The sequence below is a fragment of the Paenisporosarcina sp. OV554 genome, assembly GCF_003058165.1.
In the GTDB taxonomy this organism is placed as follows: Bacteria; Bacillota; Bacilli; order Bacillales_A; family Planococcaceae; genus Paenisporosarcina.
Genome location: NZ_QBUC01000004.1, coordinates 150,528 through 175,015, shown reverse-complemented (window position 1 = coordinate 175,015; position 24,488 = coordinate 150,528). Strand labels below are relative to the sequence as shown.

Below are 24,488 nucleotides of genomic sequence, written 5' to 3'. Positions count from 1 at the left end.
TAATGTACATGACACTCTTTTTGTTTTGAAAGATTTTTTTATTTTCGTTTAATTCGTACTTAATCAATATGAATAGTAGGTTACATATATTAAAGGAGACGAACACTGTTGAGTAATTTATATATAAAAACGAAAAAACAAAAAAAGTGGCTCGATAAATTGCAACAATTTGAAGAAAGATTTAAAAGTAGGTCTGCGGAAATTGATGAGCTTTCCGTTTTTCCAATAGAGAATATGAAGGATTTAGTCGGTCTTGGTTATGCAAGTCTTACATTACCAACTGAACTAGGTGGAGAAGGATTCTCTGTTTACGACATGGTCCTTATGCAAGAAACGCTTGCAAGTTATGATGCTAGTACTGCATTATCCATTGGCTGGAGTTTAGGTGTGGTTGGTGAGTTATTCGAAAAAAAGCTTTGGACAAAGGAAAAACTAGACTTTTTCGCGACTGAAGTTCTAAATGGGGCACTAGTAAACCGTTCTGTTAGTGAGGCACAAACAGGTAGTCCCACGCGCGGGGGCCGTCCAGGTACAACCGCTATAAAAAAAGGAAATACGTGGGTAATAAATGGTCGGAAAATTTTCACAACGGCTTCTCCGATACTCTCTTATTTTCTAACCTCTGCTTGGATTGAAGAAAAAGAAAAAGTAGGTTTCTTCCTTATCAACAGAGATTTAGATGGGGTATCAATCGAAGAAACGTGGGATGTCGTATCCATGCGCGGAACGAGTAGCAACGATTTAATATTAAATAATGTAGTTGTCCAAAACTCTGATTTAGTCGAACTTCCGGAGTTTGTAAGTGGCGGGAAAATAAATGGTTGGTTACTCCATATTCCAGCTACTTATCTTGGAGTAGCACAAGCGGCACGCGATTACTCAGTTCATTTTGCTAATACGCATACTCCAAACAGTTTGAATGGACCAATTGCACAGTTACCAAATGTTCAACAGCTAATTGGCGAAATAGATTTAGAGCTTATGAAAGCACGATTCGTCATCTATGGAGCGGCTTCTTCTTATGATAACGAAGCAACAAGACATTTACTGACAAATGAAGTAAGTGTTGCAAAACATATTGTGACAAACTCTGCTATAACAATTGTTGATAAAGCGATGCGATTGGTTGGAGCGAAAAGTCTACAAAGAACTAATCCATTACAACGTTACTATCGTGACGTTCGCGCAGGATTACATAACCCTCCGATGGATGATATGACGATAAAAAAACTGGCACTAACTGCATTGGAAGAAGATAAAAACATAAATAATAAAGATAAATAAGTAATCTGGTTCAGCGGTTTTTTTATTTCATCGAATGAGAGTGTTTGCCTTGTCTTGGTCAACTAACGGGTGCTTTAGTTGAAGAACAGGAGATTGTCATAGACAATCTTTTTTGTTTGTCTATTGTCCCAAGACAGAATGGATATTTATTCACTGGACTGGAAAGCGAAACCGCCAAAAGCCCGTCAACTCGACTATGAATATTCGATGAATATGGAATTGATCGGTGTAAAAAGGAAGAAATGAGAAACCGCAAGGATATGATTGTTCTTCAAATTCATCCATTCTTTCTTGTCATTTTCAATTGGAACATTTTCTTTAAAAAAGCATTTATCATTCACTGCTGAAAGTGAAACGAGATAGAATAATTTGAAGAGAAAAAGAAATTAGTTAATTGTTCAATTAACTATAGATAATCAGTGTAATGAGGGTGAGATTACTGTAGCAAACACTACTTTAGTTCACTTCAATTTATGGACAGTATTTTTAATTAGATTGAGAAAGGCGAGTCCATATAGCTCTCACCTTTCAATAGTATTATTTATTTTTGTTGGATTGTTGATTCTTGTTTTTGTTGTTAACAATGTTTTTAGGTTTAGAATCAAAGTCGGCAGCAAATTCTTCTTTGTGATTGTTGGGGTTTTTGTAGATTCCAAGGCTGTTATGCGTTCTTTCATTCAATGTCTTTTTGTTGTTTTTACTCATGGATGTTCACCTCCTAGAGTCTAATGTGCTCTGTTTAGAAGGTTTTATTCTTAATGGACATTTCTTCTTTTTAGGTGTTAATTAACTAGCCTTTTCACAAGGAAAGGCAATAAAAAATAGGAATAGTTAATCCATTATTAGTAGCAAACACATTAACTCCATATTGAAAGAAGTTTGATTAAAATGGAGTTGATTAGGTTGGTTGAGTGTTAGACCATGCAGTGACCACGAAACAAATATACAAAGATAAACAAACGTAAAAAACAGGATCTTTGTTTTCTTTCTACCTAATTCGATGCAAAATAAAAGCCTACCAACAAAGGCAGGCTCGAATTTTGAAAAGTTAGACTTGACCTTAGAACAAGTAACCAAAGCTTGATAACCCTCGGTTGCTTTTCACGAACAATGAAAAGAAGAAATCGCGTTCTATGAAAGAGCTGGTAATCAAAAATGATAATCGTTATTAAAGACTCTTGAAAGTGTATTCAAAGTCCCAATCACACCGCCATGAGATTGGGACTTTTCCTTTGAAAAATATAGATAGACAATTATCGCTTTCCTTCAAGAAGGAGTAAAACGTTTTTCCTTATTACTTTTCAAGCGGTGATCAATATAATGTGAAAAAGCCCGTACTGGACGTTCTTTTTGTGTTCCCTAAGACGTTCGTTATAGGGAACAGACATTTTTCATAATTCATTCTTCTTAAACTCCCATAAAAATATCTTTTTGCAACTTCTTGAAAAAACAATACTAAAGAAGACGGAATTCAGTCAATTTAGTATGACTGGTATTATCCTATCTGAAATAACTCACGTTCAATTTGATTATAGATTCAACAAATTTCTTTAAGGTGTTTAGGGATATTTCATGAATTTTTTAGAAATTTTTAAGACTTGTGTGATATGGTTCTTTTAGTTTATTAGTGAATTAACTCTAAATGTGCTAGTGGTTCGCAGACGAGATTTCCGCACTTTAAGTACAAGCCAATTGTGAATAACAATTTTCTTGCAGAGTGAGAGGTGGATAAGGAAGTGATTAATCATGTCGATTAAAACGAGATTTCTTTTGTCTTACGTTGGAGTGATACTTATCTCTATCGCTTTACTGTTGGTAGCTGGGTTTTTAATTATTTTTACGATTACAGGTGATATAAAATCTATAGAGCATTTTTACAAAAAGTCTTATGTCCAAAAACCATTAACTACAGTAGAAGAAAGTTCGTTTCTCGATTTAAAACTATTGGCTAAAAATAATCCTAAGCAGCTTCTAAACGAAGAGCAACTGAAGAAGATTGAACAGAATGATATCGGAATTGTCGTTAGAAAAGATACGAACGTCGTGTACGCTTCTCCAACTCTTGACAAGCAGTCATTGCTTAAGTCTCTCCCTGGCTTTGAAGAGACGAACATTAATACGCGTGATACGATAAAAATTGAAGACTTCTTTTTCACGTATGTGAAGTTTGACTTTTATTTTTCAGATAGAAGCGAAGGAAGCATTTTTGTATTGAGAAAGGTAAGTTCCTATGCCGAGTTGACACGAGAGTTGTTTCCAACTTTATTCGGCCTGTTGCTTTTTCTGTTTATAATGATTATTGGTCTTTTGAACTATTTAGTTTCACGAAGCATAATTAGGCCCATCTCAATTCTTAAAGAAGGTGCCAAACGAATTAAATCAGGAGATTTAAACTTTGAAATCAAAGCTATTTCGAATGACGAAATCGGACAATTGAATCAAACGTTTGAAGAAATGAGAATAAAATTAAAAGAGTCCGTAAATCTCCAGCTTCAATACGAGGAAAATCGAAAAGAACTTCTGTCCAATATTTCACATGATTTAAAGACACCCATTACCTCAATTATTGGGTACGTAGAAGGAATACAAGACGGTGTAGCAAATACTCCGGAGAAAATGGACAAGTATTTAACAACTGTTTACACAAAAGCAAAAGATTTGGATGCTTTAATTGATGAGCTTTTTTTATTTTCCAAGCTAGATTTGCAGACAGTACCATTCTCTTTTGAAAATGTCGAGTTGGTTCAATATATGAAAGACTTCGTAGAAGAGCTTCATCTAGATTTACTTCATCAAGGGATCCAGATTGAACTTCATCTTAAGAATAAACCGATGTATGTGACTGCGGATAGAGAGAAATTAAAACGCGTGTTGGCCAACCTAATCAGCAATTGTGTGAAGTATATGAATAAAGATGAAAAGCACATTGCCATTTCTCTCTACGAAGAAATTTATGATGTAACTGTACAAGTGACAGATAATGGGTACGGTATTGAACCTTCTGCTTTGCCTTACATTTTCAATCGCTTTTACCGCGCTGAGAAATCCAGAAATTCCCAGACTGGTGGAAGTGGGTTAGGACTTGCGATCGCAAAACAAATTATTCAAGAGCATGATGGGGATATTTGGGTTACTAGCGAGATAGAAAAAGGTACAAGTGTCTACTTTTCCTTAAAGAAAGGTGATAGAGCGTGAAAAAAATATTACTTATTGAAGACGAAGTAAGCATTGCAGAATTGCAAAGAGACTATTTAGAAATAAATGACTTTTGCGTCGATATTCAACTTACTGGTGATGCTGGGCTCCAACAGGCCTTTCAAGTAAATTATGATTTAATTATTCTAGACATCATGCTTCCAGGGTTAAATGGGTTTGAGATATGTAAACAAATACGTGCTGTCAAAGACATCCCCATATTGATTGTGTCTGCCAAAAAGGAAGATATCGATAAAATTCGAGGTCTCGGTTTAGGGGCAGACGATTATATTACCAAGCCTTTTAGTCCAAGTGAACTGGTCGCTAGAGTTAAAGCTCACCTATCGCGATATGAACGTCTAGCAGGAAGTCAAGGCAAAAAAAATATAATTCACGTTCATGGAATTTCTATTGATAGGTCATCTCGTAAAGTTCATATTGACGGAGAGATAATTCCGTTTACAACTAAGGAATTGGATTTGTTAGTGTTTCTTGTTATGCACCCGAACCAAGTATTTAGCAAAGAACAGCTTTATGAAAGTATTTGGGGTTTGGAGTCATTTGCAGATGTTTCAACTGTGACCGTCCATATCAGAAAATTACGTGGGAAAATTGAAAGAGAGCCTTCTCATCCGAAATACTTGGAAACAGTTTGGGGGGCCGGATATCGCTTTAATGTTTAAATAGTGTGTTTTATGACCCGTTACAAAGGTAGCGGGATTTTTTATACATATTAAGAAATTTTATTAATAAGTTTATCTTTTTTTAAGAATTTATTTAGAGGGAGTTTATGATTAAGTACTAATATAAATTAAGACGGAATAATAAAGTTTAACTAAAATTTTTAAAGGAGGCTTCCCTAAGAGAAAAAGCTGCAGAATCCAATATCGTATCTATAGGAATTAATAGAGATGTCCCCTTTCTTTTCATCGAGATGGTTCAAGAGCAGTGACAATATCAAATAATAATGGGGACGTGTATTTTATGAGGAAGTGGCTAGCAGTTGTCATAGTATGCATTCTCTTACTTCAAGGGTGCGTCTCAAATGACAAGAGAGTACCTAAAAAACAGGAAAAGGAGGCAGAAATATTGAACGAACACCTAATTCAAGCAGCGGATCGTAAAGAGACAGACACCATAAGCAGGTTAATTAAAGAAGGTGTCAATATCAATGCACAGGATTCAAAGGGACGAACTGCCACCATGATTGCAACTTATAACAATGATATCGCAACCGCAAAAATTTTGATTGAAGCGGGTGCGGACGTCAATATCCAGGACGGCTTGCAAAATAATCCCTTCTTATATGCGGGTGCGGAAGGATACTTTGATATCCTTAAACTTACGATTGATGCAGGTGCGGACCCCACAATTACTAACCGGTATGGAGGAACAGCTTTGATCCCTGCTTCGGAACACGGATATGTGAATGTGGTCAAAGAACTTCTTATCCATACTGATACTGATGTTAATCACATCAATAACCTAGGTTGGACGGCTTTATTGGAAGCCATTATTTTGAATGATGGAAATGAAAAACAGCAGCAAACAGTACAATTGCTGGTAGATTATGGGGCGGATGTGAAGATTTCAGATAAAAATGATGTGACCCCATTACAACATGCACGAAAAAAAGGCTACAAAGAAATTGAGGAAATTTTGATAAAAGCAGGAGCAAGATAACCGTCATTGGTCCTGAGGTCCCCTTTTTTATAGCCAGTTTACATGATGCTTATACTATAGTTTTTCTAACCAAAAATAAAAGGAAATAAAGGAGAAAGAGATAAATGAATTTTAAAAAACGTATAGTACCAGCTGTATTAGCCGTATCTGTATTATCCTTTGGAATAGCAACATATAACCCAACATTAAACGTAGAAGCAGCAAGTAACCACGTAGTAGCACAAGAGAAGAAACAACAAGAAGAAAGGATTACGAACATAAACGTATTGAATACAATGACGCTACAGGTCACCTTCAATAAACCATTAGCGGCAGAAGATGTGGATCCAAATAACTTGAAAAATATTAAGAAACAATTCAAATTTAATCATGGTATGAGCATCGTCAATGTACCTCGTTTAAAAACAGGAGCAAAAAGCACATACATCGTACCAGTTACAATTCAAGAGGATGACACCAAATACAGATTAAGCTACAATGGGCAACGAGTAAAATCCTTTGAAGGAACAGATGAGAAAATTGAAATTCGAAACACCAAACAAGTAACAAATGACACATTTGAATTGGAATCATTTTTGGAAGATGGTGTAACAGACTACGCAAATATTATTGAAGCCTACCGGGCAGGTCGTGGTGATTTAGCGTTTGGATTAAATAACAGAAACAGAGATGAAAATGGAAAACGTTTTGATATTATCTCGTCTTTACGTGATCGAGTTGTAACGATTACAGGAAGCAACGGCGAACAGTTCGTGGCGAATTACGTTCCATTTACGCAGGCAGCTGATGGAAGACAAGCACCAAAATTCCGGTTACCAATAGGACAAACATTAAAACAAGGTCTAACATATAAAGTTACATCAAAGTGGGCTGATCTTGGAAATAGAAAATTTACGGCACAATACATTGCACCACTTACACTTCAATCGGCAGAAGCCATTGACAACAAAACATTCCAAATTATATTAGATAAAGACCCAGGCATGGAGTTATTTGCTGGTCGAACCGTACAATTACAAGGTGAAGACGGAAGCATGGTACAAGCACAATATCGCTTCTCTTCTCGTAAAGGCGCAGTGGGGATCTTCGATGTTACAAACAACACATTGAAGCCTGGTGTAAAATATTTAATAGTGCCGATGAACAATTGGGCAACTGCTGATCATGTATCTTTAATAGCTAAGTAAAATCGGAAGTAAAAGGAAGAGAGACAATTCATCGTTTTAGACTAGAATTAGAGAATCTTTTATTGGCGAATAATACTCAAGTAATTAGCAAAGGATAAACGTTTCTCTTGTTGAATTAACGGGTATGACTTTTTCTTATTGAACTACAGGGGCGGGTTAGTTGAATAAGAGAATGAATGATTTATGTCGCTTTGGACGCATAAAGGGAAGTAAGGAAACCATGCGGTAAGCTACTTACCATTTTTGTGATTTTAGAAATCTTACATTACCCCATTTTCGGTTCACTATCATCAAAATGAATGTTGTACCTTACCGAACCCGAGACTTGTGTTTTATTGTAGTACCCTGTTTTCGAACCGCAATGAGGTCAACAATCAGTCGGTGATTTCAAAAAAACCTATTAAAAATATTTTTCATTTTTACACAATGCGACATTTTTTTACAAGATGTTCTCTGGGTCTAACACTAGTCATTTTGAGAAAGAGGAATGAAGAAAAATATGCAAAGTAAAATGTTCTTATTAGGGCAAATAATATTAAAAAAGAAAGTTATGTATCATAGAGCGAAGCATTATGGTTTTACTCACTCTAGTGTAGTAGCATGCAGTCAAGAACTCGATGTGCTACTTAATCAATATCAAGAAATCCAAGGATCTTATTGATTTGGCCAAGTTTTTATCCTGGTTTTGAAAACTCTTTTGTTTACCTATTGTAAAGTCAAATCGCAATCACCAGGTAGTGTGATTGCGATTTTTCTTATTGTTGGAAATTAGGTGTAAACATTATTGTAATTGATATAATCACGGCTGAAGGTTCGAACCAAGCATACTTATTACGAAAAAATAGTTGCGGTAATGGGCAAGGTTATTATTTAAGTAAGCCTTCTTTTTAATCAGTTAGAGAAGTAGCTAGATCATGGTAGATAATAATGTATTTGTAGGAAGAAAATCAAAAGACTCAGAATAAGTCTGAGTCTTAACTTCTTTTTACTTCCCCAGTAGTCCCATTAAGCCTTTAAATATTAGGAAAAGAGAGAAAATCACAATAGCTAAAATACCGATTAAGGTAGTTGTTGGCTCTAAACCTGATAAGAAAGTACCTGTTAAGGGAACATTTAATAATGCAAAACCAGCTAAAATACTAGCTAACATTAATAGAATAAATCGATCCATTCTGTTACGCCTCCTCTCAGTACATTATATGATCGAGTGAACTAGTAAGAACTAGTTAACTTTAGATACTGACACACACAATAGTTCTTTAAAGAACTATTGAGTGAGATACTCTTCAGATAGCGAAAAATCGCCCCGAAGTCTTTTTAAAATAAGAAGTCATTACCAATTAAAGAAGTTGCATAGTATGTTCCGGGATCTGCAGCGGCAGCGATTTCTACACGTGCATCGTCGGTTCCTTGAAGTGCAGCGGCAGCAATTTCTACTCGTGCGTCTTTGGTTCCGCGATGTGCAACGTTTTCTGCTCGTGCATCGTCGGTTCCGTGATGTGCAACGATTTCTGTTCGTGCGGCGTCGGTTCCGCGAAGTGAACAGATTTCTGCTTGTGCGACGTTGGTTCCTCGAAGTGCAACGATTTCTACTCGTACACCGTTCGTTCCGCGAAGTCCGGCGTCTCCTGCTCGTGCATCGTTTGCTACAAAAAGGATCCTGGAACATGAAGTTACATAACCCTCTGTTGTTAGACAGTTCGACTGCATTTTGTATACCGTCAAAAGTAAAACATGACATATTCAAACCTCCTTTCAACTTTATTAGAGAAAGAAGGGAGATTAATATCTCTTAAAACTCGTGCTGATGCACAGTTCTTTCCCATATTGTAAGATACGAAATTTTACTAATAATGGTAGAGACAAACGTATATTATTTAAAAATAAAAAAGGGAAAGTGATGGAGGCGACTATTTACGAATCGAAGGATTTAATACGCTAATCGCAAGAATTCTCGACGTGAAAACATTTCGGCGTCAATACAAAAACTTGCTAGAGGTTACACCAATTTAATGTAAACTATTTGAAACAGAAAATACAAAGTCTGCATGATTTGACCAAGTTTTTATCCTAGTAACTTCCTGAGGATAACCCCTGACTTAATTCTTTGGTTATGGAAAAAAGTTCATATAATCGTTCTTTATCAATCCGTATTCGCATTGATAAAGAGCTGATGATGCCGATTGCCACAAGTGGCAAAAAGAAGAACAGAACGGTAAGGAGGGGGGAAACACTTGATGTTTCTCTCCTTTTACTTGTCTTAAATCTATAAATAAACTATTAACTTATCTTCTGTAAATATTAATATAATTTTTACTCATATAAAGATGTTATTGATAAAATGAGGGCAGAAAATGATGATGGTAGAAGATATGGGTTTATTTCAGATCGATTAGAGCTGGATAATTATTTACCTCCTGTACTTATTAAAGTACAATTTAAAATTGAGTTAAATAGTGTAAAAGATTCGCAAGGTCGCCTCGATTAGCCGGGCACATGCATTTCATGCCCTTCTTCACCAATGCCTGTACATTTAGGCGAATAAATAGGATGTCGTATGAGTAAGATAGCATACATAAGAGTTTCATCTGAAAAACAAAACACAGCACGGCAACGGAAAGCGCTTAAAGAAGCGGGCTGTGAGTTGTTTTACGATCGCCCAGAATTGCAGAGAATGCTATCTGAAATACTAGAAGGCGATATAGCTTCTTGCGAAATACTTCAAAACGACATTGGATGAACTCATTGACCGTTAACACTGATGAGCTAGATAAACCAACAAGAGGTGTTTAAAAAAACCAAAGCTTACTGTAAACATAAAAGGAGATAATTTCTTCTCGTATAGCCCCTGTGTGAGTTTTAACACTTCGGCAGGACTACACTTCCACTTATTGTTTGCGGTTGCTTGGATAACATAACCGTCAATAAATAAGGTTTGTATGCCCTCGCATTAAAGACTTTAGGGGATGAAAATTTTCAAATTATAGAAAAGGGGAAAAACAAATCTCCAGAAAATTGTTTACTTTATTAATTTTATGTATTAATATAACAATTAACTTAAATTCGTCGATTGTAAAACGACTAAACCCTAAACCATCTAAACCATTAATAAAATAGTTAATTTCTACTTATCAAGAGAGGTGGAGGGAAAGGCCCTTTGAAACCTCGGCAACAGACTCATTATTGAGCACTGTGCCAATTCCTTCAAGCGATTATGCTTGGAAGATAAGTTGAGATCTTGTCTACTAATGACGAGTCTCTTCTTGTTCCCAAGAAGAGACTTTTTTGTTTTTTAAATAATAAAAATGAGAAAAAACAAATTTTAGAAAATTGTTTACTTTATTGAATTTATGTATTAATATAACAACTAAGTGAAATTCGTTGATTTCAAAATGAGTAAAACTGATACCATTTAAACCATTAATAAAACTAAATAGTTAATTTCTACTTATCAAGAGAGGTGGAGGGAATGGCCCTTTGAAACCTCGGCAACAGACTCATTATGAGCACTGTGCCAATTCCTTCAAGCGATTGTGCTTGGAAGATGAGTTGAGATCTTGTCACGTATGTTTAATGATAAGCCTCTTCTTGTTTCCAAGAAGAGGCTTTTTTGTTTTTTAAAATATGGGTTTATTAGCAACAGCTTCAAATAGAAATGGGCATGAAAATACAAAAATAGAAGGAGTGTAGAAAATATTATGAGTAAAGTAAAAAGTTCGAATTTAGGTTATCCAAGAATTGGTGTAAGACGCGAATGGAAAAAATCGTTGGAACAGTTATGGGCTGGGAAACTAGAAAAAGAAGCATTCTTAAAACAAATTGAGGAGATTCGTCTAAACAATCTTAAGAAACAAAAAGATCTAGGAATTGACTTGATACCAGTTGGAGACTTTAGCTTGTATGATCATGTGCTTGATACAGCTGTTATGTTCGGATTAGTACCGAAACGTTTTGAATACAGTGGAGGTAAAGTATCGCTAGAAACGTATTTTGATATAGCACGAGGCAATAAAGGTGCGGTTGCATCTGAAATGACAAAATGGTTTAACACAAACTATCACTATATTGTTCCAGAGCTTAATGAAACAGTACCTACTCTTGTCGAAAACCGTCCACTTCAATTTTATAAAGAGGCTAAACAGAAACTTAATATCGACGGAAAGCCTGTTATCTTAGGACCTATCACATTTGTAAAACTGTCAAAAGGTTATAAAGAAAGTGAGTTTAAAGCAGTTGTTGAAAAATTTGTGCCACTATACGCTGACATTTTACGTGAATTAGAAAAAGAAGGAGTCGATTGGGTACAAATCGATGAACCGATTTTATCTACAACGATTTCAAAAGAAGATGTTGCGTTATTTAAGGATATCTATCAAACATTGCATGAAGCAGCACCAAACATAAAGCTGATATTACAAACATATTTTGAAAGCATTGAACATTACGAAGATGTAATCTCACTTCCTGTTCAAGGAATTGGACTTGATTTTGTTTATGATAACGGTCAAAACCTTGCTGCTTTGAAAAAGTATGGTTTCCCAAAAGATAAGGTTCTTGCTGCTGGAGTAATTGACGGGCGAAATATATGGCGTGCGAATCTAGATGATCATTCTGCAATTCTTGCAGAGATTGCGGATGTTGTTTCAAAAGATCGTCTTATTGTACAATCTTCATCAAGCTTATTGCATGTACCTGTGACAGTTAAAAGTGAAGAAACGCTTGATGAGGTCCTAAAAGGAGCATTATCGTTTGCGGATGAAAAATTACATGAAATTGTTGTACTGACAAAAGGCTTAAACGTTGGAAAAGAAGTGATACAAAAAGAAATCAGTGCAAGTACAGAAGCCATTCAAGCGTTAAATAAATCATCATTCCGAAATAACATACAAGTTCAAGAAGCCATTCAAAACTTGCATACGTATAAAGCAGAACGAAAAGCAATATTTAAAGTCCGTCAAGAGTTACAAAAAGAGGCTTTTCAATTACCACTGCTTCCAACAACAACAATCGGAAGCTTCCCGCAAACACAAGAAGTAAGAAAGAACCGTTTAAAATGGCGGAAAGGCGAGTTAACGAATACAGAATATGAAACATATATAAAAGCAGAAATTAAAAAATGGATTGAAATTCAAGAAGAACTTGGTCTAGATGTGTTTGTACATGGAGAATTTGAACGTACAGACATGGTTGAGTATTTTGGTGAAAAATTAGATGGCTTCCAATTCACGAAATTTGGCTGGGTCCAGTCATATGGCTCGCGATGTGTGAAACCACCACTTATTTACGGTGACGTGTCATTTATAGAACCAATGACAGTTAAAGAAACCTTATATGCCCAATCAATAACTGACAAACCTGTAAAAGGAATGCTGACAGGTCCAATTACAATTTTAAACTGGTCGTTTGTACGAGATGATATTTCACGCTATGTTGTTGCTAATCAAATTGCACTTGCGCTTCGAAAAGAAGTTGAAACGCTTGAGGAAAATGGAATTCGGATGATTCAAGTGGATGAGCCGGCAATTCGTGAAGGGCTACCGTTAAAACGTGAAAAATGGGAAGGGTATCTTGACGCTGCAGTTTATGCGTTTAAACTTGCAACAACGTCAGTACAAAACGATACACAAATTCATACCCATATGTGTTATTCGGATTTTAAAGATATTATCGATGCGATTAAAGCACTCGATGCTGATGTTATTTCGATTGAAACATCTAGAAGTCATGGTGAATTAATCCAATCGTTTGAAGAAAACACGTATGACAAAGGCATCGGTCTTGGTGTATACGACATTCATAGTCCACGTGTACCAAAGCTTGAAGAGCTGAGTAGAAACATTGATCGTGCCCTACAAGTACTTGATCCAAAGCAGTTCTGGATTAATCCTGATTGCGGTTTGAAAACACGAGGTCTTGATGAAACGGTTGCAACACTTAAGATAATGGTTGAAGCAGCAAAACAAACGAGAGAAAAGCTGCTCGTGAATATAGGGTCATAAACTTCCAGAGTGGAATATCCGAAAAATGAAAGTGAAATAGAAAATCTTGGGAGCCTTTCGCACAAGCATAGGCTGTTCCTTCTATATAAGTCTTACCTTTAAAGAGTCTTGGATAACTCGGCAACCACAGAATCGAATTCTAACGGTGCCAATTCAAGCAGAGCTTTTCAAATCTTCTAAAAAAGAGGTCGTGTATATTGAGTTAATGTAAGCATATGGGAGTTGATATTGAATGGGAGATTTGGTGAAAGAAGGTAAGGAAAAGGAAAAGTTTGAAATTATCGCAGAAGCACTTGAAGGTTTGCATTTTGGAGAGCTACAAATTACGGTTCATGAAGGAAAAATTGTTCAAATAAATCGCATAGAAAAGCAACGGTTTTCTGTTTGAAAAATGGAAATATGAAAAAGAAGCTGACCGGATAACTGGAGGCCTCTTGTATTCCGTAGGATTGTTTATTGACAATTTTATGGAATACAAGAGGTCTTTTTTATATCCTAGGCAAAGAAAATAGATTGGAATGGAAGGATCATGTTAATAAGTTAGAGATTATTTTACTCGTTGTACGAATCTGAAGCGAGATTATCACTAACTGAAGATCCACAATGGAGAAAGCCGTTTTAATGTGCACCGACATTTGTATTAGAGGAGTGATAGGGATGTATAAAATCGATACACAACTTGCTCAAATTGGAAATCGCAGTGATACGGTTACAGGGACTGTGAATCCCCCTGTTTATTTTTCTACTGCCTATCGTCATGAAGGGCTTGGGCAATCGACGGAGTTTGATTATAGTCGTACTGGAAACCCAACACGTCAGCTCCTTGAAAATACAATATCAGATTTGGAATATGGGGATCAAGGCTTCGCCTGTAGTTCTGGGATGGCGGCAATTATGACCGTTTTGTCCCTTTTTCAATCAGGTGATGAATGGTTAGTTAGTGAAGATTTATATGGAGGAACCTATCGTTTATTAGAACAAGGATATAAAAAATGGGGGTTGAAGTGTCAATATGTAAACACATGTTGTCCGGAAGAGATCGAAAGAAAGATTACCCCTCAAACAAAAGCCATCTTTCTGGAAACACCTACAAACCCCTTAATGAAGAAAACAGATATTTCCGCTGTTTCTGAAATTGCCAAAAAACACGGAATTATGCTGATTGTCGATAACACTTTCTATACGCCTCTCTTGCAACAGCCAATCACTCTTGGTGCTGACATTGTTATCCACAGCGCAACCAAATATTTAGGCGGTCATAATGATGTTCTTGCTGGCCTTATTGTTGCTAAAGGAAAAAAACTATGTGAGGACCTGGCGCATTACCATAACAGTACGGGAGCTGTGCTTAGTCCATTTGACTCTTGGCTATTGATGCGCGGTATGAAAACTTTATCGCTCCGAATGAATCGGCATGAGAAAAATGCCAAGGAAGTCGTCCGTTACCTTTCCAATCTTCAAACTGTAACCGACGTTTTTTATCCAGGAAGAGGTGGAATGATCTCTTTTCGCCTAAAAGAAGAGTCATGGATTAATCCATTTTTACAAGGTTTATCCCTTATTACATTTGCCGAAAGCCTTGGAGGAACAGAAAGTTTCATCACCTACCCTGCCACTCAAACACATGCTGATATCCCTGAAGAGACTAGGATTCAAGCAGGTGTTTGCAATCGATTATTGCGTTTTTCAGTTGGAATTGAAGATGCAGAAGATTTGCTTTCAGACCTTGAACAAGCTTTTGTCCACATAAGAGAGGAGATGATTATTTAATGGAGAACAGAGAATATTCCTTTGAAACAAGGCTGTTACACAATCGTCATAAGATTGATTCGAATACTGGCGCTGTGAGTGTAGCGATCCAACATGCGTCAACTTTTCATCAATTTGATATCGATCATTTTGGGAAATATGATTACAGTCGCAGCTCTAATCCGACAAGGAATGCGCTAGAAGAAGTTATTGCGGAACTAGAAGGTGGAACAAATGGATTCGCCTTTTCTTCCGGGATAGCAGCGATTTCAACGGCATTTCTGCTTCTCTCTTCAGGAGATCATGTCGTGATTTCAGAGGATGTTTATGGAGGAACCTATCGATTGATCACCGAAGTCCTGTCACGATACGGAATTGAATATACCTTTGTCGATATGACGAATCTAATCCAAGTAAAACAAGCTATTAAGCCAAATACAGAAGTGCTTTATGTTGAAACACCATCAAATCCTTTATTGAAGGTGACAGACATCAAAGCGGTTAGCAAGTTAGCAAAAGAAAATAATGCCTTAACATTCGTCGATAACACTTTTCTCACTCCTGCCTTGCAAAAACCACTTGAACTAGGGGCTGATGTTGTACTACATAGTGCAACCAAATTTCTATCAGGACATAGCGATGTAGTTGCTGGATTGGCAGTTGTCAAGGATGAAAAATTAGCGAAAAGGCTGGGCTTTTTACAAAATTCGTTTGGGGCTATTCTGGGTGTTCAGGATGCATGGCTTGTGCTAAGAGGTCTTAAAACGCTTCATGTCCGACTCGAACAATCACAAAAATCTGCAATATTACTTGCCGAATTTTTACAAGGTCACCCGCTTATCGATAAGGTTTATTACCCAGCTCTTGAAAGTCATCCACAGCATCTGCTTCAAAAAAATCAGGCAGACGGACCAGGTGCGGTTTTATCATTTGAACTTGCCAATGAGGATGCGCTTCGTTCATTTGTTTCGAATGTGAAAATCCCTGTATTTGGAGTAAGCCTTGGGTCTGTAGAGTCGATTTTGTCGTATCCGACTAAAATGTCCCATGCGGCGATGCCAAAAGAGGAAAGAGAAAAAAGTGGCATCAAAAATAGCCTTCTGCGCTTATCAGTCGGCCTTGAAAACCCGAATGATCTTATCAAGGATTTTTCACGAGCCTTTCAGCATGTTCAAGATAGACAATTTATCTATCATGGAGGAGAGCGCCAATGAGTTTTTTGGGGAAATTAAAAAACCAAATTTTAATAGGAGATGGCGCTATGGGTACTCTCCTATACTCGTACGGGACAGATTGTTGCTTTGAGGAACTAAACCTATCCCATCCGGAACAAATTCAAAACATCCATAAAGCGTATATAGGTGCAGGTGCAGATGTGATTCAGACGAACACGTATGCAGCTAATTATATAAAGCTGCAAAGGTATGGACTGGAAGATTCGGTAAAAGAAATCAATAGTGCCGCTGTCCATAATGCCAAAATAGCAGCTAGGAACGAGGCTTATGTTTTTGGGACGATTGGTGGTAATCGGGGAGTAAAGCCCAATTCTATTTCATTAGAAGACCTAAAGCGAAGCTTTCGGGAACAGTTATATTGCCTTTTATTAGAAGGGGTTGATGGGATTCTCCTCGAAACTTTCTATGACCTTCAAGAGCTTGAAGCCGTTCTTCCAATCGCTCGTAAGGAAACAAATCTTCCAATCATTGCACAACTAGCACTTCAAGAGCCAGGAATTTTGCAAGATCAAACACCTGTCAATGAAGCATTTTTACAGCTCGAAAGCCTTGGTGCTGATGTCATTGGTCTCAATTGTCGCCTCGGACCACATCATACGTTGTTATCACTTGAACAGATTGAGATTCCAGCACATTCTTATCTTTCTGCCTATCCAAATGCCAGCCTGCCCGCATATACGGATGGTAAATTTCATTATGAAGGTGATGCGGAGTACTTTCGAAAGTCAGCACTGGCATTTCGCAATGAAGGAGTTGGTCTCCTTGGAGGATGTTGCGGTACTACACCTGATCATATTAGAGCCTTTGCTTCCGAATTAAAAAATGTGGTTCCAATTACACAAAAGGTTGTAAAAATAAAACCAGCTAAACGAGTTGTGGAAGCAATTTCAATAAAAAGGGAATTCCCGCCTCTTGAGAAAATTGTAAAGGAGAAACCATCGATTATTGTTGAGTTAGATCCTCCTCGGAAATTAGATACAACAAAATTTTTCAAGGGAGCAAAAGCTTTAAAAGAAGTGGGAATCGATGCGATTACACTGGCGGATAACTCGCTTGCCTCTGTTCGTATTTCAAATGAGTCATTGGGTTACCTGGTTAAAACTCAACTGGCGATGCGGCCACTCATCCATATAGCTTGCAGGGACCGCAACCTCATCGGTCTGCAATCCCATTTGATGGGCCTGCACACTTTAGGGATGAATGATGTACTGGCGATAACGGGCGATCCTGCTAGAGTCGGCGATTTCCCAGGAGCATCTTCTGTTTATGATGTGTCATCCTTTGAGCTGATTCAAATGATCAAACAACTTAATGAAGGTTTATCTTTTTCAGGAAAAGATCTTGGCCAAAAAACTGCTTTTAGCATTGCGGCTGCTTTTAATCCAAATGTCCGTTATCTAGATAAAGCGGTGCAGCGTCTTGAAAAGAAAGTTCAGCTTGGCGCAGATTATTTTATCTCACAGCCTGTATTTTCAGAGGAAAAATTACTGGAAGTTTACGAATCTACCAAACATCTTAATGCGCCTATATATATTGGTTTAATGCCCTTACTAAGCAGTAAAAACGCTGAGTTTCTTCATAATGAAGTACCTGGAATCAAAATCTCGAAAACGATTCGTGATCGGATGGCAAAATTTAATGATAACCCGGTTCAGGCGGTACAAGAAGGACTTGAAATTACGAAGTCATTAATTGATACAGCATTAGACTTATTCAATGGGATTTATTTAATTACACCATTTTTACGATATGAACTAACCGTTGAGTTAGCTCTATATGCCCGTCAGCGTGCAAGCGAGTTGCAGAGGAACAGAATTGCCGTAAGCACCATTCATTCATTCAACTGAAATGCATCCTCTTATTAGATGGAGGAGGGCAGCTGGACACCTGCTCTTTTCGCAGGTGGCTTCTTTGGATTAATTACGTAAGCAACGTACGATTTGACCAACCTTGCCACAATAGAAGGATGGGTTCCATGTTTGGGACGGTCCTCTTTTCCCTTGTCTTACACCCATAGAGCTGTGAGGGCTCAGATTTTTGAAATTGATTCAAGTATATAAAATGCAATCTCAAGTTGATGATTTCTAATCATCTCTAAAGTTCCTTTTTTCTACTACGTATTATGTCAACTGTTATAACCATCGCTGGACTAACCGTATAATTAATTGCTATAAAAAACGGTGAAGGTATTTATATACTCATCAAAACCATTATTTAATGCTAGATACCTCATTGTTCCTCATCCAACATTGACCATCCCTACCACACACAAAAATATACACCTGTACAGACGGTTATTATCTTTGTCCAAATTCTATTCCTACGATATTTACTAAAATTTAATAATCTAAACTGAGTCCTTACATCTAATTTTTTTATAACAACCCTATCTTTAAAATGCGGTTACTCTAAATAGGGAGCAAAATTTCTCTCAGCGTTGATTGAAATGTAACCACCTGTTCATCTTCCGTTCACCTAAGATGTATAAACTGAAGATATCAAGTAAAACGGAGGCGTAAAAGATGAATATTGCATGGAAAGAAATTAAAAAGAGTAAAGCAAAATTTATTATTTTAGGATCAATCATATTTCTGGTTAGTTTTTTAACGTTTATCATTTCTGGATTAGCGAATGGGTTATCCCAAGATAATGCAGCTTTAATAAAAGATTTACCGGATGGTCAATTTTATATGAATGACGATGCGAATGAAACCTATAATCTTTCGAAAATAGATGAAAGCACACAAGATAAAGTATTAAATGACCAGAAGGATGCAGCAGCATTTTCAATTCAGATGGGCTTTGTGAACGATGCAGAAGACAAACAACATAGTGTTGCTTTTGTTACTTCGACTGATTCGAGGTTATTCGAAAAAGTCGGTGAAGGAGAAATCGTATTAGATCGTTCATTGGAAGAAGACGGTATAAAAGTAGGCGATACAATAACGAACAATCAGTTCAGCGGTGAATTCACAGTGAAAGGTTTTGTTGATCAAAAGAAATATAGCCACGCACCTGTCGCTTATATCAATATGGAAAACTACAAAGAAATTTACGGAGTGGACGAAATGCAATTGGTATTCGTAGCTGGGCAAGAAAAAGGACCAGACATTGCGGGATTACAATCATTTTCAAGTAAAGAATTTTTCAATACGATTCCAAGTTATAGCGCGGAACAGATGTCTCTTAATATGATCGTATGGTTTTTAGTCGTCATCAGTGGGATGTTGTTTGCAATCTTTTTCTATATGATGAACGTTCAAAAAATCGGATTATATGGGATTTTGAAAGCACTCGGTGTTAAAACAAGTCGATTATTCGGAATGATGTGGTCACAAATGCTTTTCATCACCGTAATCGCACTTACTTTGTCAGTTGCATTGAGCCAAGGTTTCACCATGATTGCGCCCGAAGGAATGCCTTTCAGTTTAACCCTTCAAACGACTGTCCAATTATCGATAATATTCGTGATCATTGGATTTGTAGGCGCTACGCTTTCAGGCATCCAAATTAAAAAAGTCGAACCACTACAAGCAATTCAACAAGGAGAGGTTTAAGATGACAATCTTCACAATTGATGAAGTCAAAAAAACTTTTATAAATGGCGAAGTGAAAGAACAAGTATTAAAAGGGATCAATCTTTCCCTACATCAAGGTGAAATAACAGCGTTAGTTGGTGCCTCAGGTTCCGGTAAAAGTACGATTCTTACGATAGCTGCGGGTCTTCAACGCGCAACGGACGGGCAAGTTCTTTTCAATAAAAAAAACATGACTGACATGAGTCAGGAGCAAATCCGGAAAATCCGGGCAAGTGAGTTCGGATTCGTCTTTCAATCCTCTCATCTCGTCCCTTTTCTCACTGTAGAAGAACAACTGATGCTGATGCTAGATGTTTCGGGAACAAAGATGAAAAAAAAGGAACAAAAAGTTGAAGTTGCAAAAATACTCAAATTGATTGACATGGATCATCGTAGGGATGCCTACCCTGCTTCATTATCGGGAGGAGAAAAACAGCGTGTGGCGATTGCACGTGCAATCATCCACAAACCCAAAATGCTTTTTGCGGATGAACCCACTGCAAGTTTAGACTCAAAAAGATCGAAGGACGTAATGACGTTAATACGAGAATTGACTAAAACGTTGAGTATTACAACGTTGATGGTAACCCATGATGAAGAAATGCTTTCGTATGCTGATCATGTCATTACAATGAAAGATGGGCTGATATTGTAAAGTGAATATTTATAAAATAGGCCGAGAGCATACAATATCTTTTGTAAATGAATAGAAGAATTAAACTATGATAGAAACATATCACTTTTAAGTGACTTTCAAAATCGTTCGTAAAAGCACACTTTTACGAACGATTCAAAATTGATCTTATTTAGTCTTTTATACAGTTCGTAAAACTGCATATTTTCAACAAACGGGCGCGATTGTGAAGTAACGAAAGCCGAATTTCTCACTTATAATACTGAGAAATTCGGCTTTTTTAAATATTGAGGTATCCTTAACGTTGTAAATCCTCATTTTCCTATGCCAGAAAAAGTATCAGACTTCATTATGAATAGCCTACCTTTTTAAATTGTGCATGTATGACTCTATCTTCAACTTCAGGCGGAGTTGGAAATCGGCTTCACCAAACGTTTGGATCCCCAGAACTTCTCCATCGCATACTTCTTCGTAATACTCTAATGCCTCCCTTGCGTTGCCATCAAATGTGAAATAAGGTGTTGATTGCAGCTTCATCACACTCCATTCATCTTTAATCCCGCAAGTATCTTTTTTGATCTACTTCACAAAAAATAACAATAACGTTTGTTTGCTAATTTGTTCAGCTTGCAATAGTAGATTGAAAAAACAAAAAATAATAATTTTTTTTTCAAACCGTTTGATGGTTTGTCTCGTTACCTATAGTACAAACAGATTTTTCATGAAAGGAGAGAAGCAAGACATGAAGAAAACGGTTATTTTTGTTGGATTAATATCATTCATGCTTGTCTTGTTAGGGTTTTCAGCAGCAATGGATTCTAACCGGGGGCAAGCTGCCGATGATGTTGTGAAAATTTACGGCCCAGGTGGACCTCTTGGACCAATCAAGGAACTGGCGGAGCAGTTTACTAACGAAACGGGGATAAAGGTCGAAGTAACAGCGGGCCCCGAAGCAAAATGGATTGATCAAGCCAAACAGGATGCCGACATTATTTATGGAGGATCCGAGTATATGCTGACTGATTTTATGCTTAGACATCCGGGAATCATTAATGAAAAAACCCGTACAGAATTGTATCCGCGGGCAGCGGGAATTTTAGTCAGAAAAGGAAATCCTAAAAAGATACAGTCTTTGGAGGATTTAACGAAGAATGGCGTAAATATTGTAGATGTTAATGGGGCTGGACAACTGGGATTATGGGAGGATTTAGCAGGAAGAAAAGGGCTTATTTCTGGAATTAGTAGCAATATTGTTATTTCAGTAAAATCCAGCGCAGAAGCTATCGATTTATGGAAGACAAATTCTAAATACGACGCCTGGATTACATATGAATCCTGGCATTACCGTCTGTCAGATGTGACAGAACTGGTTCAGCTCCCTGATGAAGACAAGCTCTATAGAGGAACTCCCATAAGTATAACTAGCAATACTAACAATAAGAAAGAACCAAAACAATTTATCGATTATTTAAAATCAGATGTCTCCCATCAAGTGTTTCAAAAATGGGGCTGGAAATAAATTGGAGAAGGAGTGGGATTAAATGAAAAAGCGGATGTTTATTTTAACGAATTTTGCAATGGTGATGTTTTTAACGGCATGTGGAAATAATGCTCAAGATTCTGCCAAGGAGGATCAAGTGGTTAATGGCGCAGCCGAGGAAACCGCCGAGAGCCTGAAGTTATTGGAAAATGAGAAAACGGGCAAGTACCTAGCTGATTCCAAAGGAATGACACTGTATTATTTTAAAAAGGATGAACCCGGAAAAAGCAATTGTGCTGGTGAATGTTTAGAAAATTGGCCGCCGTTCACGGAAAAAGATTTTGATGTGCCGGAGGGCTTTGACAAAAAAGACTTTGGAACAATTAAACGAGAAGACACTGGGGCAGAGCAGGTTGCTTACAAAGGATTTCCGCTCTACTATTTTGCAAATGATAAGCAAGAGGGCCATGTCAATGGTGAAGGTGTGAAAGATGTTTGGTATATTGTAAATAATGAAACGGTTTTTCCACAATAAGTAAACAACAGGAACGATCAAACTCGTGATCGTTCCTGTTGTTCATTTCCCAAAATTGCTTGGTGAGGAGTGCAGGTGCCATTGAAAAGAAAACTTGATAAAGAATTAATGGCATTGGTAATGAAAAAGCATCATCCTGCTATGGAAGAGCTTTATGACCGGTATATTAAATTAATCTATGGCTTTGTTTTTAAATTCACAAATGGAAATGAAGAAAAAACGAAAGAGATTGTGCAGTTGGTTTTTTTAAAGCTTTGGACGACAAAAAGCAGTTATAACTCCCAAAAAGGAGTTTTTGTGAATTGGCTTTTGACTGTTACACGGAATGCGTGCGTGGATTACGTTCGTAAAGACAGTATTCATATTCGGAATAACAAGCAAATGGATATGAGTCAGCCAATTGATATAGAAGACCCGAATAATGGGATAGAAAATAGACTTATTTACAGTGAAATTGCCAAAGCAAAAAATAAGTTAAGTAAGCCGCAAAAAAGAGTAATTGATTTACTATATTGGAAAGGCTATTCGCTAACGGAAATTGCCAAAATTGAAAACGAACCGATTGGAACGATCAAGAGCAGACTTCATCAGTCTCTCAAACAGTTGAAGAAGTATTTGGAGGTAGGTGATTTGTAAATGAGTATAGAATGCGATAACCTGCTTTTATTTATATCGGATGAACTGAAGGAAAAAGAAAAAAAGGCATTCGCGGAACATTTAACCTATTGCCCAGAATGCACCAGGGAGTATGATCAAATGACAGAAGCCTGGAAATCATTAAAGTGGGATTTTGAAGAAATTGAACCCCCTGCTTCCCTAAAAGCGGAAGTGATGAATTTTGTTTTTGAGCGTAATAATGAAATTCCTGTGCGAAAGGTGAATAAATGGAACAGCCTTTTCCGTAGGCAGTTTACTCCTGTAACTTCAGGACTCTTGCTGGCCACTATGGTTTTAGTGATTGTCCTGTTGTATTCCAATATCCAACTAAAAAAAGAAACCGTAGCTATTGATCTCCCGGTAGAGGTTGAAACGACACTTTTTTTACAGCCTGCTGATAAGACGGTTGGAAATATGAATACAGGCGGAGCTGCATACATATTGCAGCAAGGAGAAGAAAGAAGCTTAGTCGTACAGATTCGGAATTTGCCTGCGCTGCAAGAATCCGAGGCTTACCAAGTATGGCTGCTGAATGATGGCGAACGGACAAATGCAGGAACTTTCAAGCCTGATGAAGCTGGTACAGGACTGTTGACTTACAGACTTACACCAAATGATTATTTCGATCAAATTGGCATCACGAAAGAACCTGACCCAAATGGTACCCAGCCGAGAGGTAAAAAGATAGTTGGATCTTCATGATAATTAATTTCGCGTCCCTGGGAACGAATCAATTATGACTATTCCAATACCGGAATTTTTTAAATAAGTTACCATGCATCAGGCTCGTGTCTATTTGTTTATGCATTTGTAGTGAATAATTTGATTTGCTTCTATCCCAGGGACGCGAATTAAGCGAAACAGACCAAGAACCGCATAGCGATAGATGCTCGAAACACTGATTTGGAAGGGGTTTCCATGCATTTTCCGGTAGCGATTGACAATGCTTTCAGGTGACCAACCCATCTTGAGATGAATGAGGATATGATCAATCAGCTCAAGATACACCGCACGCTTACAGCCGTAATTTTCTCTCTTGGTTTCATAATCATCTGTGCCTGAATGGTAGTGTAAGGCGAAACACGTGCAAGCTCATAATTGATGGTGCAACTGCCTAGCTATATAGGAAAGTGATTTTCCATTCAGTGTGTACGCTTCGATTAATACGCCTTAACTACTGTGTACCCTAATGATCTATTTTTTATTTTTAACCGTTCGACTTAATATGATAATCTACATAACGAAAAAGGGAAAAGCAAATCTAGCGCTTTT

The 24,488-nt window shown here is 37.3% G+C and carries 23 protein-coding genes and 2 riboswitches; of the genes, 20 read left to right on the top strand and 3 right to left on the bottom strand.

Features of this window, described 5'->3' with window-relative positions:
• Window positions 1–108: 108 nt before the first annotated feature.
• Window positions 109–1,284, top strand: a complete 1,176-nt coding sequence (locus tag C8K15_RS05490; protein ID WP_369973708.1) for an acyl-CoA dehydrogenase family protein — start codon at window positions 109–111, stop codon at window positions 1,282–1,284.
• A gap of 537 nt (window positions 1,285–1,821) precedes the next feature.
• Here the strand turns inward: C8K15_RS05490 and C8K15_RS20560 are convergent.
• Window positions 1,822–1,989, bottom strand: coding sequence for a hypothetical protein (locus C8K15_RS20560; RefSeq protein ID WP_199224065.1), 168 nt, complete (start codon window positions 1,987–1,989; stop codon window positions 1,822–1,824).
• Window positions 1,990–3,030: 1,041 nt separating this feature from the next.
• Between C8K15_RS20560 and C8K15_RS05485 the strand changes: the two genes are divergently transcribed.
• The 5 genes from C8K15_RS05485 to C8K15_RS05465 all read left to right on the top strand — a co-directional run bounded on the left by C8K15_RS05485 (window position 3,031) and on the right by C8K15_RS05465 (window position 8,010).
• Window positions 3,031–4,479, top strand: coding sequence for a sensor histidine kinase (locus tag C8K15_RS05485; RefSeq protein ID WP_108585422.1), 1,449 nt, complete (start codon window positions 3,031–3,033; stop codon window positions 4,477–4,479).
• Window positions 4,476–5,162 (top strand): response regulator transcription factor, encoded by a 687-nt coding sequence (locus C8K15_RS05480; protein WP_108585421.1) that lies wholly within the window; start codon window positions 4,476–4,478, stop codon window positions 5,160–5,162. Before C8K15_RS05485 ends, C8K15_RS05480 begins: the two co-directional genes overlap by 4 nt.
• Window positions 5,163–5,463: 301 nt before the next feature.
• Complete coding sequence (locus C8K15_RS05475; RefSeq protein WP_108585420.1) at window positions 5,464–6,162, top strand: ankyrin repeat domain-containing protein; 699 nt, start codon at window positions 5,464–5,466, stop codon at window positions 6,160–6,162.
• 104 nt (window positions 6,163–6,266) lie between these two features.
• Window positions 6,267–7,349: a hypothetical protein gene (locus tag C8K15_RS05470; RefSeq protein ID WP_108585419.1), complete on the top strand. Its 1,083-nt coding sequence runs from the start codon at window positions 6,267–6,269 to the stop codon at window positions 7,347–7,349.
• Between the two features lie 499 nt (window positions 7,350–7,848).
• The gene (locus C8K15_RS05465; RefSeq protein WP_108585463.1) at window positions 7,849–8,010 is read left to right on the top strand and encodes an aspartyl-phosphate phosphatase Spo0E family protein; all 162 of its coding nucleotides are present in this window, start codon (window positions 7,849–7,851) and stop codon (window positions 8,008–8,010) included.
• Between the two features lie 324 nt (window positions 8,011–8,334).
• Here the strand turns inward: C8K15_RS05465 and C8K15_RS05460 are convergent, their stop codons facing one another.
• On the bottom strand, window positions 8,335–8,520 hold the full coding sequence (locus tag C8K15_RS05460) for a hypothetical protein (RefSeq protein ID WP_108585418.1): 186 nt from the start codon (window positions 8,518–8,520) through the stop codon (window positions 8,335–8,337).
• A 146-nt stretch (window positions 8,521–8,666) separates the two neighbouring features.
• Complete coding sequence (locus tag C8K15_RS05455; protein ID WP_108585417.1) at window positions 8,667–9,074, bottom strand: hypothetical protein; 408 nt, start codon at window positions 9,072–9,074, stop codon at window positions 8,667–8,669.
• A 388-nt stretch (window positions 9,075–9,462) separates the two neighbouring features.
• Between C8K15_RS05455 and C8K15_RS21320 the strand changes: the two genes are divergently transcribed.
• From C8K15_RS21320 to C8K15_RS05380, 14 genes are all read left to right on the top strand, one after another.
• Window positions 9,463–9,621 carry a hypothetical protein gene (locus C8K15_RS21320; RefSeq protein WP_158268262.1) on the top strand — a complete coding sequence of 53 codons (159 nt, stop codon included), beginning with the start codon at window positions 9,463–9,465 and terminating at the stop codon, window positions 9,619–9,621.
• Between the two features lie 69 nt (window positions 9,622–9,690).
• Window positions 9,691–9,837, top strand: a complete 147-nt coding sequence (locus tag C8K15_RS20220; protein ID WP_158268261.1) for a hypothetical protein — start codon at window positions 9,691–9,693, stop codon at window positions 9,835–9,837.
• A 69-nt stretch (window positions 9,838–9,906) separates the two neighbouring features.
• On the top strand, window positions 9,907–10,089 hold the full coding sequence (locus tag C8K15_RS05440; protein ID WP_108585416.1) for a recombinase family protein: 183 nt from the start codon (window positions 9,907–9,909) through the stop codon (window positions 10,087–10,089).
• Window positions 10,090–10,474: 385 nt separating this feature from the next.
• Window positions 10,475–10,581, top strand: a riboswitch (SAM riboswitch).
• A gap of 213 nt (window positions 10,582–10,794) precedes the next feature.
• Window positions 10,795–10,900: riboswitch (SAM riboswitch) on the top strand.
• 147 nt (window positions 10,901–11,047) lie between these two features.
• Entirely contained in the window at window positions 11,048–13,348 is a 2,301-nt protein-coding gene (gene metE, locus C8K15_RS05435; protein WP_108585415.1) for a 5-methyltetrahydropteroyltriglutamate--homocysteine S-methyltransferase, read from the top strand.
• Between the two features lie 232 nt (window positions 13,349–13,580).
• Window positions 13,581–13,736 (top strand): YezD family protein, encoded by a 156-nt coding sequence (locus C8K15_RS05430; protein WP_108585414.1) that lies wholly within the window; start codon window positions 13,581–13,583, stop codon window positions 13,734–13,736.
• Between the two features lie 269 nt (window positions 13,737–14,005).
• On the top strand, window positions 14,006–15,118 hold the full coding sequence (locus C8K15_RS05425; RefSeq protein WP_108585413.1) for a methionine biosynthesis PLP-dependent protein: 1,113 nt from the start codon (window positions 14,006–14,008) through the stop codon (window positions 15,116–15,118).
• Window positions 15,118–16,311, top strand: coding sequence for a cystathionine beta-lyase (metC, locus tag C8K15_RS05420; RefSeq protein ID WP_108585412.1), 1,194 nt, complete (start codon window positions 15,118–15,120; stop codon window positions 16,309–16,311). Before C8K15_RS05425 ends, metC begins: the two co-directional genes overlap by 1 nt.
• Window positions 16,308–18,179, top strand: coding sequence for a bifunctional homocysteine S-methyltransferase/methylenetetrahydrofolate reductase (locus tag C8K15_RS05415; protein WP_108585411.1), 1,872 nt, complete (start codon window positions 16,308–16,310; stop codon window positions 18,177–18,179). The genes metC and C8K15_RS05415 overlap by 4 nt, the downstream gene beginning before the upstream one ends.
• 675 nt (window positions 18,180–18,854) lie before the next feature.
• Window positions 18,855–19,889, top strand: coding sequence for an ABC transporter permease (locus tag C8K15_RS05410; protein WP_108585410.1), 1,035 nt, complete (start codon window positions 18,855–18,857; stop codon window positions 19,887–19,889).
• A gap of 1 nt (window position 19,890) precedes the next feature.
• Window positions 19,891–20,565, top strand: coding sequence for an ABC transporter ATP-binding protein (locus C8K15_RS05405; protein ID WP_108585409.1), 675 nt, complete (start codon window positions 19,891–19,893; stop codon window positions 20,563–20,565).
• Window positions 20,566–21,286: 721 nt separating this feature from the next.
• Window positions 21,287–22,063 carry an extracellular solute-binding protein gene (locus C8K15_RS05395; RefSeq protein WP_255421028.1) on the top strand — a complete coding sequence of 259 codons (777 nt, stop codon included), beginning with the start codon at window positions 21,287–21,289 and terminating at the stop codon, window positions 22,061–22,063.
• A gap of 22 nt (window positions 22,064–22,085) precedes the next feature.
• Complete coding sequence (locus tag C8K15_RS05390; RefSeq protein ID WP_108585406.1) at window positions 22,086–22,559, top strand: COG4315 family predicted lipoprotein; 474 nt, start codon at window positions 22,086–22,088, stop codon at window positions 22,557–22,559.
• Between the two features lie 81 nt (window positions 22,560–22,640).
• Window positions 22,641–23,195 (top strand): RNA polymerase sigma factor, encoded by a 555-nt coding sequence (locus C8K15_RS05385; protein ID WP_108585405.1) that lies wholly within the window; start codon window positions 22,641–22,643, stop codon window positions 23,193–23,195.
• Window positions 23,196–23,918 (top strand): anti-sigma factor, encoded by a 723-nt coding sequence (locus C8K15_RS05380; RefSeq protein ID WP_108585404.1) that lies wholly within the window; start codon window positions 23,196–23,198, stop codon window positions 23,916–23,918. It begins immediately after the preceding gene.
• The last annotated feature ends 570 nt before the right edge of the window (window positions 23,919–24,488 follow it).